The organism is Providencia sp. PROV175 (genome assembly GCF_032707045.1).
GTDB lineage: Bacteria > Pseudomonadota > Gammaproteobacteria > Enterobacterales > Enterobacteriaceae > Providencia > Providencia hangzhouensis.
In genome coordinates, this window is the sequence record NZ_CP120533.1 from 2995056 (window position 1) to 3010308 (window position 15253).

General features: G+C 40.2%; 14 protein-coding genes. 9 read left to right on the forward strand and 5 right to left on the reverse strand.

Features of this window, described 5'->3' with window-relative positions; genetic code table 11:
• Positions 1-291: 291 nt before the first annotated feature.
• The 7 genes from P3L44_RS13605 (at position 292) to P3L44_RS13635 (ending at position 7257) form a co-directional block, all read left to right on the forward strand.
• On the forward strand, positions 292-1821 hold the full coding sequence (locus P3L44_RS13605; RefSeq protein ID WP_272661442.1) for a peptide MFS transporter: 1530 nt from the start codon (positions 292-294) through the stop codon (positions 1819-1821).
• A 153-nt stretch (positions 1822-1974) separates the two neighbouring features.
• Positions 1975-2763: a PhzF family phenazine biosynthesis protein gene (locus P3L44_RS13610; RefSeq protein ID WP_036957873.1), complete on the forward strand. Its 789-nt coding sequence runs from the start codon at positions 1975-1977 to the stop codon at positions 2761-2763.
• Between the two features lie 273 nt (positions 2764-3036).
• Positions 3037-4455 carry an NAD(P)/FAD-dependent oxidoreductase gene (locus P3L44_RS13615; RefSeq protein ID WP_004255876.1) on the forward strand — a complete coding sequence of 473 codons (1419 nt, stop codon included), beginning with the start codon at positions 3037-3039 and terminating at the stop codon, positions 4453-4455.
• A gap of 110 nt (positions 4456-4565) precedes the next feature.
• Complete coding sequence (locus P3L44_RS13620) at positions 4566-4922, forward strand: hypothetical protein (protein ID WP_004255879.1); 357 nt, start codon at positions 4566-4568, stop codon at positions 4920-4922.
• 207 nt (positions 4923-5129) lie between these two features.
• Complete coding sequence (locus P3L44_RS13625) at positions 5130-5537, forward strand: acyl-CoA thioesterase (RefSeq protein ID WP_140170739.1); 408 nt, start codon at positions 5130-5132, stop codon at positions 5535-5537.
• Positions 5538-6051: 514 nt separating this feature from the next.
• The gene (locus P3L44_RS13630; RefSeq protein WP_004255883.1) at positions 6052-6621 is read left to right on the forward strand and encodes a tetratricopeptide repeat protein; all 570 of its coding nucleotides are present in this window, start codon (positions 6052-6054) and stop codon (positions 6619-6621) included.
• Between the two features lie 198 nt (positions 6622-6819).
• A complete protein-coding gene (locus P3L44_RS13635) occupies positions 6820-7257 on the forward strand; it encodes a universal stress protein (protein ID WP_004255887.1) in 438 nt (145 codons plus the stop codon).
• A gap of 194 nt (positions 7258-7451) precedes the next feature.
• Here P3L44_RS13635 and P3L44_RS13640 read toward each other — a convergent pair whose 3' ends face one another.
• Positions 7452-7946, reverse strand: a complete 495-nt coding sequence (locus P3L44_RS13640) for a GNAT family N-acetyltransferase (protein WP_226617109.1) — start codon at positions 7944-7946, stop codon at positions 7452-7454.
• Between the two features lie 90 nt (positions 7947-8036).
• Entirely contained in the window at positions 8037-9290 is a 1254-nt protein-coding gene (gene agp / locus P3L44_RS13645) for a bifunctional glucose-1-phosphatase/inositol phosphatase (RefSeq protein WP_272661441.1), read from the reverse strand.
• 221 nt (positions 9291-9511) lie between these two features.
• Here agp and P3L44_RS13650 point away from each other — a divergent pair, with 221 nt between their 5' ends.
• Together P3L44_RS13650 and P3L44_RS13655 are read left to right on the forward strand one after the other, a co-directional pair.
• Complete coding sequence (locus tag P3L44_RS13650) at positions 9512-9958, forward strand: GNAT family N-acetyltransferase (RefSeq protein ID WP_140170740.1); 447 nt, start codon at positions 9512-9514, stop codon at positions 9956-9958.
• On the forward strand, positions 9955-10521 hold the full coding sequence (locus P3L44_RS13655; protein WP_140170741.1) for a GNAT family N-acetyltransferase: 567 nt from the start codon (positions 9955-9957) through the stop codon (positions 10519-10521). The genes P3L44_RS13650 and P3L44_RS13655 overlap by 4 nt, the downstream gene beginning before the upstream one ends.
• A 79-nt stretch (positions 10522-10600) precedes the next feature.
• Here P3L44_RS13655 and fdnI read toward each other — a convergent pair whose 3' ends face one another.
• Genes fdnI through fdnG form a run of 3 tightly spaced genes read right to left on the reverse strand, consistent with a single transcriptional unit; the run spans position 10601 to position 15195 of the window.
• On the reverse strand, positions 10601-11257 hold the full coding sequence (fdnI, locus tag P3L44_RS13660; protein WP_004255903.1) for a formate dehydrogenase-N subunit gamma: 657 nt from the start codon (positions 11255-11257) through the stop codon (positions 10601-10603).
• The gene (fdxH, locus tag P3L44_RS13665) at positions 11250-12137 is read right to left on the reverse strand and encodes a formate dehydrogenase subunit beta (protein WP_004909723.1); all 888 of its coding nucleotides are present in this window, start codon (positions 12135-12137) and stop codon (positions 11250-11252) included. Before fdxH ends, fdnI begins: the two co-directional genes overlap by 8 nt.
• A 10-nt stretch (positions 12138-12147) precedes the next feature.
• On the reverse strand, positions 12148-15195 hold the full coding sequence (gene fdnG, locus P3L44_RS13670; RefSeq protein WP_117162065.1) for a formate dehydrogenase-N subunit alpha: 3048 nt from the start codon (positions 15193-15195) through the stop codon (positions 12148-12150).
• Between the last annotated feature and the right edge of the window lie 58 nt (positions 15196-15253).

Sequence of the window (15253 nt, forward strand, 5' to 3'; positions counted from 1 at the left end):
TGATTTTAAATAATTTAATCGATTCAAAATTCTTTCTTTTATTGTCAACTAAAATCCTGTATCTTCCCCTAGCTTATCGTGAGAAATGAGAGTTATATCGACTTTTCACCTTAAAAACACACCTTTTACAATAAATTCATTCTGTATATAGGTGATTCTATAATAATGTATGTTAAAAATATGTTTCATATATTCATGTTAACATATCAATAACAATTGGCACTCAGGCGCACGGCTTGGTGTTTTATATCATGCACAACCTCTCAAGAGAGTATTTATGGGAGTTCACAGATGAATAATTCTGCGACTAAAACAAAAACTTTTTTTGGGCATCCATACCCATTGAGTTCGCTTTTCCTCACAGAAATGTGGGAACGCTTCTCTTTTTACGGAGTTAGACCGTTACTTATCTTATTTATGAGTGCGGCATTATTACAAGGCGGAATGGAATTACCTATTGAACAAGCTTCGGCTATCGTCGGTATTTTCGCTGGAGGGGTTTATATCACCTCGTTACCGGGTGGTTGGTTAGCCGATAACTGGTTAGGCCAACGCCGCGCCGTTTGGTACGGCTCATTAATCATTGCGTTTGGCCATTTATCCATCGCAATGTCTGCGTTTTTATCAAATACTTTCTTTTTCGTCGGCTTATTGCTCATCGTATTAGGTACAGGGTTATTTAAAACCTGTATTACCGTGATGGTAGGAACCCTGTATAAGAAAGAAGATACACGCCGTGATGGCGGTTTCTCCCTGTTCTATATGGGTATCAATATGGGGTCCTTTATTGCCCCGTTAATTATTGGCCCACTTCATGAAAAATATGGGTGGCATTTAGGTTTTGGCCTTGGTGGTTTAGGAATGTTAATTGCCCTGTTAATTTTCCGCTTTTACGCCATTCCTCAAATGCGCCGTTATGATAAAGAAGTTGGCCTTGATTCCACTTGGAACCGTCCAACGGTTGAGCGCAAAAACGTGGGGAAATGGGTTACCTTTGCCATGGTGCTATTAGCCATACTGGTTATCTTGATTGATAATGGTACGATCCCATTTAATGCCTCAATAATTGCGAAAAGTTCTGCTTATGTTATCTCGACCTGTGTGGGCATCTATTTCTTATTTATGTTCTTCCTTGGCGGTTTAAACAGCAGCGAACGTTCTCGTTTACTGGCATGCTTGATTTTACTGATTGCAGCCGCATTCTTCTGGTCAGTCTTTGAGCAAAAACCCACTTCATTTAATATCTTTGCTCGGGACTATACTGACCGCCAAATGGGGAGTTTTGAAATTCCAACCATTTGGTTCCAATCAATCAATGCCTTGTTCATTATATTGTTAGCCCCAGTATTTAGCTGGTTCTGGCCTTCGTTGGCTAAACGCAATATGAACCCAAGCAGTATGACCAAGTTCGTGATTGGTATCTTATTTGCTGCGGGCGGCTTTGCTATCATGATGGTGGCAGCAAACCAAGTACTCGCAACCCAAAGTGGCGTTTCACCTTTCTGGTTAGTTGGCAGTATCTTATTGCTGACGTTAGGAGAACTGTGCTTAAGCCCTATCGGGTTAGCAACCATGACCTTGCTCGCACCACAAAAAATGCGCGGCCAAGTGATGGGGTTATGGTTCTGTGCTAGCGCATTGGGTAACCTTGCAGCTGGTATCATGGGGGGTAACATTCGCAAAGACCAATTAGATTCGATGCCTGAGCTATTCTCCCACGTCTCTATTGCACTGGTGATCTGTGCGGTCGTATTAGCAGCGTTGATTATCCCTGTTAGAAAAATGCTTAAAAATGCAGACAAAAATGAAGCTAATGCTTAATAGCGCTGATTAATTGTCTTCTATCCGGTAGCAGCCCACACGCTACCGGATCCTCCGCATCATTCCCCACTTAATAGTTTGCTTATTATTTCTGATAAAATAGGCGCTATACTGCTCTCTCATCATCCCATAATGACTTTAGGAAATCATACAATGAGCCTTTCCGCCCCTATTTACTATGTTGATGCTTTTACAGATACCCTTTTTCGCGGTAACCCAGCAGCGATTGTATTACTCGATAACTGGTTACCAGATGAACAGCTCATTGCCATTGCCGCAGAGGTTAACTTGTCAGAAACCGCATTTTTAGTCGGCCATCATATTCGCTGGTTCACCCCTAAAGTTGAAGTAACACTCTGTGGCCATGCAACACTTGCCGCTGCTTTTGTGTTAAATCAAGTACTCGAGCAAGACATTCATCCTTTAACATTTAATTCTCTGTCGGGTGACCTCGTTGTGACACAGAATGCACAAGGATTTACACTTGATTTTCCAATTCTTGAATCCGAACAAAGCCATCCAAACCATTACCCACACCTCGTCGATATCCTTGGTGTCAAAATCAAAGATCTTTGGATAGCAAAAGACCGTTATCTGTGTTTTCTTGAAAGTGCAGAGCACGTTCAAAACTGTCAGCCAGACATGTTAAAACTTTCGCAGCTTTCTCTACCTGGGTTAGCAATTACAGCAGAAAGTGCTAATAGCGATTGTGACTTTGTTTCTCGTTACTTTGCTCCCGCCAAAGGGGTTGACGAAGACCCTGTAACAGGCACCTCACATTGTGCCATTGCCCCAATATGGGCCAAACAGCTGAATAAATCGCAGTTAATAGGCCAACAGATTTCATCGCGCGGAGGGGTAGTTCAATGTGAGCTAACCTCTGACCGAGTAAAATTAACAGGTAAAGCCGTTTTATTTTTAACAGGCCAAATTCACATTTAAATCTTATAAATCAAATGGATGGGTGCAAAACTATTTATTTCCCTATCTGTTTCTCTATCCGAATTCTACCAGCGCCATTATTTTTCTCGAAATATTGGCGTCCATTCCTTATCTAAAAATAAATTTTTTAACATTTAAACAAATCTTTTAATTTCAACTCAACTTGGTTTACAATTATAATTATTATTAAAGATATAATTACAATTATAAACATTTCTAATTGAAGCTTTGGTCAATTGTTAAAAACTCATTCGATATAAGGAACTTAATAAGATGGCTATAACGAGAAGAAAATTTTTGATTGGTGGTGGTGTTGTTGCCGTTGCTGCAGGGGCTGGAATTTTAACTCCAATGTTAACGCGTGAAGGTCGATTTGTTCCTGGTAAGCCACGACATGGCTTTGTTGCAGGAACTGAAGGCCCTCTACCACAGCAAGCTGACGTCGTTGTTATTGGTGCTGGAATTTTGGGGATCATGACCGCAATTGAGCTGGTTGGACGTGGTTTAGATGTTGTTATTGTTGAAAAAGGTAACATCGCAGGCGAGCAATCATCCCGCTTCTACGGCCAAGTTATCACTTATAAAATGCCAGATGAAACCTTCTTACTCCACCACTTAGGCAAACAACGTTGGAGAGAGATGAACGCGAAAGTCGGTGCAGATACAAGCTATCGTACTCAAGGCCGCGTTGAAGTGCCATTCGATGAAGAAGATCTTGTCAATGTTAGAGAGTGGATTGATACTCGCAGTAAAAATGTCGGTTCAGATATTCCATTCAAAACACGCATTATCGAAGGTGCTGAACTCAACCAACGTTTAAACGGTGCACAGTCTAAATGGACAATCGCAGGTTTTGAAGAAGACTCTGGTAGCTTAGATGCTGAAATTGCAACCTTCGTCATGGCTGATTACGCGAAAAAATTAGGAATAAAAATTTATACTAACTGTGCAGCAAGAGGTTTAGAAACTCAAGCAGGCGTAATTTCTGATGTCGTCACCGAGAAAGGGCCTATCAAGACCTCACGTGTTGTTGTGGCAGGTGGCGTCTGGTCAAGGCTGTTTATGCAAAACTTAGGTGTGGATGTCCCAACATTACCGGCTTATCAATCTCAACAACTGATCACCGGTTCACCAACTGCACCGGGGGGTAACGTTGCTTTACCGGGTAATATTTTCTTCCGTGAACAAGCAGATGGTACCTATGCAACATCCCCTCGTGTGATTGTTGCACCGGTTGTTAAAGACTCCTTCGTCTATGGCTATAAATACATTCCACTGCTATCTATGCCTGATTTCCCTGTGCATATTTCATTAAATGAACAATTAATTAATTCATTTACTGAGCCAACAAGCTGGAAACTGGATGAAGTTTCACCATTTGAAAAACACAGAAATATGACGGCATTACCTGATTTACCAGAGCTGAATGCATCATTTGAGAAATTAAAAACAGAATTCCCTGCATTTAAGGATTCTAAACTGATTGACCAATGGAGTGGTGCTATGGCCATCGCACCAGATGAGCATCCAATCATTTCTCAAGTCAATGAATATCCTGGTCTAGTTATCAATACTGCCACAGGCTGGGGGATGACCGAAAGCCCAGTTTCTTCCGAGCTCACAGCTGACTTGCTATTAGGCAAAGAACCCTCACTGAATGTGAAACCATTTAGTCTGTACAGATTTAGTTAATACATGTTTGTAAAATTTGCTCACAAAAACCCTTCTATATGAAGGGTTTTTTTATTGCCTATTGTGGCTCTATTGCTTAGTATTCGAAACTTAAATCAAATGGAGTGATTATGAATAAATTACTATTAGCAATAACGATTTCACTATTAAGCGCCACTGCTTTCGCTGAAAAAACGTATACCGTAGAGCAATTAGAGGACATGATTGCTGACAACAATAAACCACAAATTGCCGTGCCAGTTTTAAATGGCTCAATAGCAAAAGACGACTTTCCAACGTGTAAATCAGGGTTAATCGAGTGGCTTGAAGGCGTTGAAAAATACCCTGTTACCATTGAAAAAGATATTGATGGCGAAGATTTTTCTGCCACTATTTGGGCTGAATCTAATGCGTTTTTAGTTTCTTGCGTTAAAAATGGCAGCAATGCAAAAGCAGTTCGCATGAGCGCCGAATATTTAGATAATTAACCTCCATCTTTTTTCAGCAATTTAAAGGCTCATTGTCTAGTTTTGAGTCTTTAATATTTCCCCCTATTTTTCCTAAATACGAAAATATGAAAAAACTTTTCAACTGGAACGATTCACTTCACATTTATTGCTGAATTAAATTGAGAGGAGTATTACACTTGGTCTTTAACATTTCTAATACACCCAGTAACAATTGTAAGGCAGACCATGAGCTCCATCGCTGACGATGTCATCGCACAAAAAATTGAGCAATCCATTTCTCGCGTCTCTAAAGTCGTATTTCCAACAACGACTAACCACCACAGTACTTTGTTTGGTGGTACCGCCCTAGCTTGGATGGATGAAGTTTCTTTTATTACCGCAACACGGTTTAGCCGTAAACGCCTCGTTACGGTATCAACTGAGAAAATTAACTTTACCCACCCAATCCCTTCAGGGACCATTGTTGAGTTAGTAGGTAAAGTTATTCGAGTCGGAAGAACCAGTTTAACGGTCAACGTATCGATTTTTCTAGAAGATATGTATTCAGATGGTCGTGAAGAAGTAATACATGGCCAGTTTAATTTTGTTGCAATTGATAACAACGGGAAACCCACGCCATTATTTGAGTCATAAGCTTTCTTAAGCCGTTAAAGTAAAAATTTTTCGCATATTGCTGAAGGTGTGAATTCTGTAAATTTCGATTCACACCTTTCTTATAGCACATACTATTTAATTTATTTTTTCACTTTTTATGTGTTTTATATTGAGATTTTATTAGCATAAGATATTTTTCTAAAATAATCGCCCAAAGCTTACTTATATTACCACCTGATTTATATGATTTTTCAACCACTTTCTTTATTAAGATCTTGTTACAATAAACACATAAAATGACTAAGAAACATTAAACTTCATACTTCAATATATTGTAATTTTTATTACATATTGATATTTTTCAATTAAAATCGTAGAGTATAGAAGTAATCAATTATCCTAAAAATGCGTAAAAAGATGAGCGTGTAGCTTATTTTACATTACGTATTTTGATGTAAATTCTCTTTGTATAATACACTTTGTTGACAGTAAATCTCATCGAGACATTTTATTAAAAAATAGAAATAAACAACGCTAATATAAGACATCAATCATGCTTAGAATTCTCTCATTTATTATTTTATGTGCTTTTTCAATTAACCTAAGTGTTGCTGCAGTTCCCAAAGAAACCATCAAACGTATCGAACAGGAGGCACAAAAAGGGGATATAAAAGCGCAAGTCATGTTGGGAATTGGCTATTACCTTGGGAATGAGCTTAAACAGGACTATGGTAAAGCAAAAAAATGGCTAACGATGGCATCAAATAAAGGTAATTCTGATGCTCAGTTATTTTTAGGTGATATGTATTTAAACGGTAATGGTGTTGAAGCCAACCTCGAAACTGCCATGGATCTGTTTGAGAAATCAGCCAATAAAGGCAATGTTGAAGCTCAGAATTATATGGGCCAATTTTACTATCAAGGTATTGGTGTAAAACAAAACTATATTACGGCTTTTGAATGGTTCAAAAAATCTGCTGATAAAAAATTCCCACCAGCGCAATATCAAGTAGGTAAAATGCTAGAAAGTGGTGAAGGAATTGAAATAAACGAAAAATCTGCAGCTGAATATCTAGCTCAAGCCTGTAAAGCTGGTTTAAAAGAAGCCTGCGTAAAAAAATAAATCTGACTTAGTATTTCCCGCCATTTGCCTGATGTCGCTCATTATAATGACATCGGGCACTTCTATTTTTTGATAAAAAATCTTATTACGGCTACTTGCTCACACCCTTTCACCAATAAATTCATTACTATTAATAATCAAATTCACAATGTATGATATTGGTCTAAGCTTATAATATAAAAGAAAAAGGGAGATATTATGTACAATACAATTTTAGTACCGATCGATGTAACCGAAGATGCTCTCACTAATTTATTAGTTCCTCATGTTAACTCACTACAAAAATTGAACGATGCAACAGTACACTTTCTTGCCGTAACCGCACCAATTTCAAATTATTTGCGCTACGGTGGCACAATCTTACCAGGGGACTTCCCTGATGATGAAAAACAAGCTGAAATCATTCTTAGCGAGTTAAAAGAAAAAATTAAATTATTTGATATCCCTGCAGATAAAGTAAAGGCAAAAGCAACCGTCGGTTCTGTTAAAGACGAAATTTTGGCAACAGCAGAAGATATTAACGCCGATATAATTTTATTAGGTTCGCGCCGCCCGAGTATGTCAACCTATTTGCTCGGTTCTAATGCCGCATCAGTAGTTCGCTATGCGAAAACTAGCGTATTAGTCGTTCGATAATAAAGGCTAAAGTGCTATTTGCTGCCAAATAAACGCATTTTACAAATAAAAGGTTTAGCCTTAATGATTGTTACAAAAAACAGCAAAGACACACACTTTATGAGGCTATTTATGCACTCATTTAGGGTAAATTAAAGACTCATAAACATTTTCGTGACTTTCACGCCCTGCTTTTTTAGCAGGGTTTTTTTATGCTATAAAACTGATGAATGTTTTAATCTAAAACGCTTAAAAGGAATACCGTCAAAATCAACGATGGCTTCCTCAATAAAACCATAACGCAAAATTGCTGATACTTTCTTACGTGTTAACGGTAAGTGTATCGTGACTGACTCAACCTTCAATGATGTAAATGCCTTATTAATTATATTATTAACAATATATTTTCCCTTTCCCCAAAACTTAGGATGTAAAACTAAAGCTAAATCCGCATCGCCCGCTTCATTTTGTAGCCCTCCCCAACCAGCAAACTGGCCATCAACTATAATGGCCCATACGCCATAGCCATATTGCTCCCAATGCTGCTCTTTTCCTATGACCCACTGACGGCAGGCCTGTTCATCGAATTGATTACTCCCTAAAGGCATATGTTCGAGTACGGCTGGATGAGTATTTAATGCGATAAGATCTGCAATACTAATTTGATTTAGCTGTAAAAACTGAATAGGCATCGTGACTGTTTTGTCCACATAAGAGATTCATAAACCGAAAATATAATTTAGCTATCATCCCAAAAAATAATGCCCCACTCAAGTTAGCGGGGCACTTAGGCTTTGTTATTACTGCTCTAGGGCTGTCGCCATGACTTTTTGGAAATCCTCCCAAGAACAATAGCCGCTTTTATCAATTGGACACCCTTTTAGCTCTAATGTGATATGTTTAGGAGGGGTCTGTAATGATAAATAGGTGTTATCCCTCAGCTGATCTGCTGTTTGATAAACATATTCTACTTTCATAAAATCTTTATTAGCTTGCTTATCCGTCCAGCGTTGGAATACTAATTTCCCCCCAATCGGGGTATGCTCATACTGCTCTGGTAATTGATATGGCTTAAAATCCATTGCTGACATCAATGACGCAATATTCGAATCATGACCGACTAAGAATATAAATTTTGCAGTTTCTCCTTTATCGGCCGAAACAAAACCTTTATCGATATAATTTAATATTGGATGTGCGACATTTTTGGCAATAATTTTTGGTGTAAATAACGTTTCTTGGTAAGCATTTTTTAACGTATTCAGTTTTTTCCATTTTTCAGGGGTATTCACAAGCCCCCAAGCGACTTCATTTGCAGGAAAACCTTCATAGTATTGAAGGTCTATTGCATCCACCGCTGAATTTGCAATTTTTAATGGACCACTGACGCCCGGTTCTTTTTCTGCTTCAATAATAAAACTGTTTTTTTGACTATTTAAATTACATAACTTATCTGTTTTACATTTTTGAGAATCTTTAATGTTCAATACACTATCTAATTCTTCATAACCCGCAGTTAGTGATAAACCTTTAAAATATTTCTCCATCTCAGCGAGTGCCTGTTGCTTAAATTCAGGAGAGGCATTCGTAATAATTGGGTTAAAAACAGGGTCCATCTTACCAATTTCAGGCTGATGATGAATATTTACCTTGCATCCAGGAAAGGCTCCTGCTGCAAAAAATTGGGCAGTTGCTATCGTCCTTTGTAGACTATTTGTATAAAGGTATATATCTTCGTTACTCGTTGGACACAGTTCATCTGCAAGTAATTTATTTTGGTCTATCCATTCCCTAAAATAATGCCCCATATAGACTTCAAGTGCGCCACCTTTCGTTGTGAGATATCCACTTTGTGCATCCCAAGCAGGCCATTTTTTATCAGTTACTTCAGTAAGAATACCGGTATTTACAATAGGTGTACGTAAATTATGGCGACTAAGGACTAAAACTTGATCCAAAACCATATCTGCTTTGGTCACTGTATTCGCCAATGCAGGTACAATAGGTGTTAATAATGCCGCGGATAAACAGAGAGTTAGTAATTTATATTTCATTAAGATACCCCTACGATTAAATCAACAAAGAAAAATACGTTTATCGCTATATAAAAAATTTGGCGAGAAAATTACGCCGTAACTTATCTAATAATGACGAAGTTGACTTTTTTTTCTGCGATAAATATCTCAAAAACAACCTTAAGGTAAATTTAAAACCAGCGGTTGACATAAGAAAAGCAAAAGTTAATATTTTCCAGTCAATATACGGAGACAATATAATGATAGTCCAAAGCGCTACACGTGCACACGATGATGATATTATTCGTGTTTGGGAGTCTTCAGTGAGGGCAACTCACCATTTTTTAACTGAAGAAAAAATTGCTGAACTAAAAATTGCTATCAAAGATATTTATTTACCACATTTAGCTGTTTTTGTGACATTCGATAGCGCAGGCAATATGACCGGTTTTCTAGGGTGCGATAAACACCGTCTTGAAATGTTATTTATTTCTCAAGAAAATAGAGGCCAAGGCACAGGGAAGAAACTTCTTCAATATGCTATTGATACCTTAGGTATTACTGAGTTGGACGTTAACGAACAAAACCCTCAAGCTATCGGGTTTTATCAGAATATGGGTTTTAAACAATACGCACGTTCTGAATTAGATGGTGAAGGCAATCCATTCCCTATTCTGCACATGCGCCTTAATAAAGAGTCGGCATGAAAATCACTGGATTAGAAACTGTACGTTTGCGGTTACGTGGCTGGCAAGAAGAAGATAAGCAACCACTTTACCAAATGAATAGCCACCCCGATGTCATGCGCTATTTTCCTTCAGTACTAAATGAGCAGCAAAATGCACAATTTATGGAAACCATCATAGATAAATTTGCTCAACAAGGAGGGTGGGGACTATGGGCTGTTGAATTGAAATCCAACAAACAATTTATTGGGTTTATTGGTTTAAATATTCCTGCTGCTAATCTGCCCTTTTCCCCTTGTGTTGAAATTGGCTGGCGTTTACTTCCCGAGTATTGGCGTCACGGCTATGCGACTGAAGGGGCTCACGCCGCGATCAAATTTGCATTTGAACAACTAAAACTAGAAGAGCTCGTTGCGTTCACCGCAGTGGTCAATTTACCATCAGAATCCGTAATGCAAAGACTTGGAATGATAAAACACCCAAATAATTTTTATCACCCTGCACTTCCTGATGGCCATTGGTTACAAGAACATGTGCTGTATCGCATCAAGGCAAGTGACTATTTAAAATCGTCTCATCAATAAAAACTAAACTCGCAAAAACCCCCACAAAAAAGCCATCACAATGTGATGGCTTTAAGTTATTTAGCGTCTGCTGCGTAAATTATTTTTTACTTTCAGCTTCCGCTTTAGCTTCTTTCGCTTCGACATCACGGTACCAACGAGGGTGATGTTTTCTCGCCCAACGGCGGCTAACTTTCCCTTCGATCATTCCGTTGATTGAACCTTTAACCCAAAATGCCATGTACATATGAATTAAAATGGCATGGATCAAGACAATCGCAGCAACAGCATGGATCAACAGCCCCCAACGCACCATCCACATTGGGAATAAATGTGCGAAATAAGGGCGCCAAATAATAATACCGGTGACCAAGAGCACAAAAATCAGGCTCATGATACTCCAGAACATCATTTTTTGGCCGGCGTTATATTTACCGACATCAGCCACTTCATGTTCATTGCCCTTCAATACTTCGACAATATTTTTGATCCAAGGTAAGTCTTGCTTATCTGGAATATTGTGCTTCACAAAGCGAACAAACATAAACATCAGCACGACGAAAATGAGTACGCCAAAGAAAGGGTGTAAAATCCGCCCCATTTGTGGTGTACCAAAGGTTTCCGTCAACCATTTCAGTGTTGGGAAAAATAACGCGATCCCCGACAAAGCAACCAAGAAGAAGCTGATGACAACCGTCCAGTGACACGCGCGGTCAATAAACTTAGTCCGCACAATCATTTTGCTTTTCTTACTCATGGTCATCTTTCTCCTCTTCATCACTCACTTCTTTGTTCGGACCAATTCCCACATAGTGGAAAATCAACCCTGCAAAGGTCGCGATAAATCCAACGACAGAAAGTGGTTTCAAGATGCCCTGCCACAGATTGATTGGCGTATCAATTTGTGGGTCTTTAGGCAGGCCATGATACAGTTCAGGTTTATCAGCATGGTGAAGTACATAAACAACATGCGTACCACCAACGCCTTCAGGATCATAAATTCCCGCTTGCGCATAACCCCGATTTTGCAATTTCGTTACGCGCTCTGCACCGTATTCCAACATTTCTTTTTTCGTACCGAAACGGATAGCACCCGTTGGACAGGTTTTCACACATGCTGGCTCTTGGCCTACACTCACCCTATCAACACACAAGGTACACTTGTACACTCGATTGTCTTTCGGATTTAATCGAGGAATGTTGAATGGGCAACCTGCGATACAATAACCACAACCAATACAGTGCTCTGATTGGAAATCCACAATACCATTTGCGTACTGAATGATTGCTCCTGCTGATGGGCAAGATTTCAAGCATCCAGGGTCGGTACAGTGCATACAGCCATCTTTACGGATCAACCATTCTAACTTACCCATTTCGGTGGTTTCGCTAAAACGCATTACCGTCCACGATTTTGCACTTAAATCCGTTGGGTTATCATAAACCCCAACACAGTGGCCAACTTCGTCACGGATATCATTCCACTCAGAACATGCCACCTGACAAGCTTTACAGCCGATACAAGATGACACATCAATGAGCTTACAGACTTCAAGTTTATCATCACGCGCTTGTGGCGGAGGCGTAATGCTATTGGTCGCGGAACGTTTAATAATGTCTTGAGATTGCATGGACATGTTCCCTCCCTTACGCCTTCTCAATGTTAACTAAGAATGCCTTATACTCAGGTGTCTGAGAGTTAGCATCGCCGACAGACGGCGTTAACGTATTGGTGATAAACCCTTTTTGAGTCGCGCCTTCAAAGCCCCAGTGAATCGGTAGCCCAACAGTTTCAATTGGTTTTCCATCCACCATCAGCGTTTGTAATCGAGGAGTGACAACCGCAACTGCCTTGATAAAACCACGTTTACTGCTGACTTTGACCTTATCGCCTAACGCAATTCCTTTGGCTTTCGCTAGTGTTTCGCTGATTTCAACAAATTGCTCTGGCTGAGCAATCGCGTTCAAGCGAGCATGCTTGGTCCATGTGTGGAAATGCTCTGTTAGACGGTATGTGGTACCTACATAAGGGAAATCTTTGTGGTCGCCAAGACGTTTTTTGTCTTCATCAAAAATTCGCGCCGCTGGGTTAGAAACCACATTCGGGTGCAACGGGTTAGTGCCAAGTGGTGTTTCAAATGGCTCATAATGCTCAGGGAATGGCCCTTCTGCCATCTTATCGATAGCAAATAAACGACCTAAACCTTCTGGTTGCATGATGAATGGCCCTGTTCCCACTTCAGGTGCAGAAGCATTGAAGTCAGGGATATCATTACCGACCCATTTTTTACCATTCCACTCGATAAGCACGCGGTCTTTATTCCACGGTTTACCTTGGGTGTCACAAGAAGCACGGTTATAAATCACACGGCGGTTCAAAGGCCATGCCCATGCCCAACCTAATGTGTTACCGATACCGGATGGGTCGCTGTTATCACGATTAGCCATCTGGTTGCCTTTCTCGGTCCAGCTACCAGTGTAAATCCAGCAAGAAGATGCTGTTGAACCATCCGCACGTAATAAGGCAAATGAGCTGAGCAGCTCGCCTTTTTTCGCTTGTAAGTTACCGTCTGCATCATAGAGATCAACCAGTGCAACACCGTTGTTTTCTTTCGCCACTTCTTCTGATTCAGGATGGAATTGTTGTTTATAATTCCATTTCATTTGCATCAGAGGATCTTGGCCTTGGCCACCTTCTTTCTCATACAATTCCCGGATCTTATACAGAATACCGGTTAAGATTTGGCCATCGTTACGCGCTTCGCCTGGGGCATCTGCGGCTTGCCAGTGCCATTGTAACCAACGGCCTGAGTTGGCTATCGAACCATCTTCTTCTGCAAAACAAGTTGATGGTAAACGGAACACTTCGGTTTGAATCGAAGCCGTATCAACGTCATTCATCTCACCATGATTTTGCCAGAAGTTCGCTGTTTCAGTGACTAATGGGTCAACGACAATCAGGTATTTCAATTTACTGAGGCAGCTAACCACTTTATTCTTATCAGGGAATGAAGCCACAGGGTTAAACCCTTGACAGATATAACCCGTCACTTGGTCCTTGCTCATCATGTCAAAATACTTCATCACATCATAAGCTTGGTCCCATTTAGGCAACCAATCATAACCCCATTGGTTTTCTGCTTGTGCTGAATCCCCATAGAAAGACTTCATCAAACTCACGAAGAATTTAGGATAATTACTCCAAAAATTCACCTGATTTGGCAAGGTCGCTTTCGGTGTATTCGCAGTCAGGTAGCTATCAATGTTCTGATGCTTTTCAGAAGGTAATGTCAGGTAACCCGGTAAACTAGTTGATAGTAACCCTAAATCGGTTAAGCCCTGAATGTTCGAGTGCCCGCGTAACGCGTTCACTCCGCCGCCAGCAACCCCCATGTTACCTAGCAGTAACTGGATCATCGCCATAGTGCGAATATTTTGTGCGCCAACAGTATGTTGTGTCCAACCTAATGCATACAGGAAAGTCCCAGCTTTATCTGCTGCACTTGTTGTTGCTAAAATTTCACAGACTTTCAAGAAATCGGCTTTTGGCGTTCCACAAATTTGCTCAACGATATCAGGCGTATAGCGTGATACATGTTTGTGAAGTAAATTCCACACACAACGCGGATCTTGTAATGTGTCATCGCGTAATGCGTGACCATTTTCATCAAACTTATAGTTCCAGCTGGTTTTGTCATAACTACGCTTATCAGCGTCATAACCACTAAATAAGCCATCGTTAAAGTCAAAATCATCTCTAACAATCAATGACGCATTGGTATAGTTCTGAACATACTCAGCATTGATTTTTTGGTTTTCAATCAGGTACAGCAAAACGCCCGATAAAAAGGTAATATCGGTTCCTGAACGGATTGGCACATAATGGTCAGCAACTGATGCAGTACGCGTAAAACGCGGGTCTATGACAATCAGTGTGGCATCATTATTATTTTTCGCTTCAATTGCCCAGCGGAACCCAACAGGGTGTGCTTCCGCAGCATTACCGCCCATTACGACGACAACATCGGCATTTTTGATATCAACCCAGTGGTTGGTCATCGCACCGCGACCAAATGTTGGAGCAAGACTTGCTACCGTTGGTCCGTGTCAGACACGCGCTTGGTTATCAACTGCTAGCATTCCTAGCGATCTAGCGAATTTTTGCGTCAACATTCCCGTTTCGTTACTGGCAGCTGATGCACAAAGCATCCCTGTTGATAACCAACGGTTTACGGTTGTTCCTTCCGCATTTTTTTCAATGAAATTTGCATCGCGGTCATCTTTCATTAAGCGTGCAATGCGAGTGAAAGCATCATCCCAACTAATGCGTTCCCATTTATCAGAGCCTGGTGCTCTATATTCAGGATAACGTAAACGATTTTCGCTTTGGATATAATCGAGTAGGCCAGCCCCTTTAGGGCATAAAGCACCACGGTTTACCGGGTGGTCTGAGTCACCTTCGACATGGAATATCGCGGACTTAGCATTCATGGCGCCATCGCCCATGCTATATATTAGTAATCCACAACCGACAGAACAGTAAGTACAGGTATTACGCGTCTCTTTAGAACGAAGTAATTTATATTCACGTACATTAGCTATTGCCATTCCAGGCATAAAACCTAACGCAGCTACAGTTGTACCTGCCATCCCGCCAGCGCAGATTTTAAAAAACTTTCTGCGACTAACGTTCATTGCTACCTCTTTATATTTTTTGTATAAATCGGTGAGAGAATAGCAGCCTAATATGATT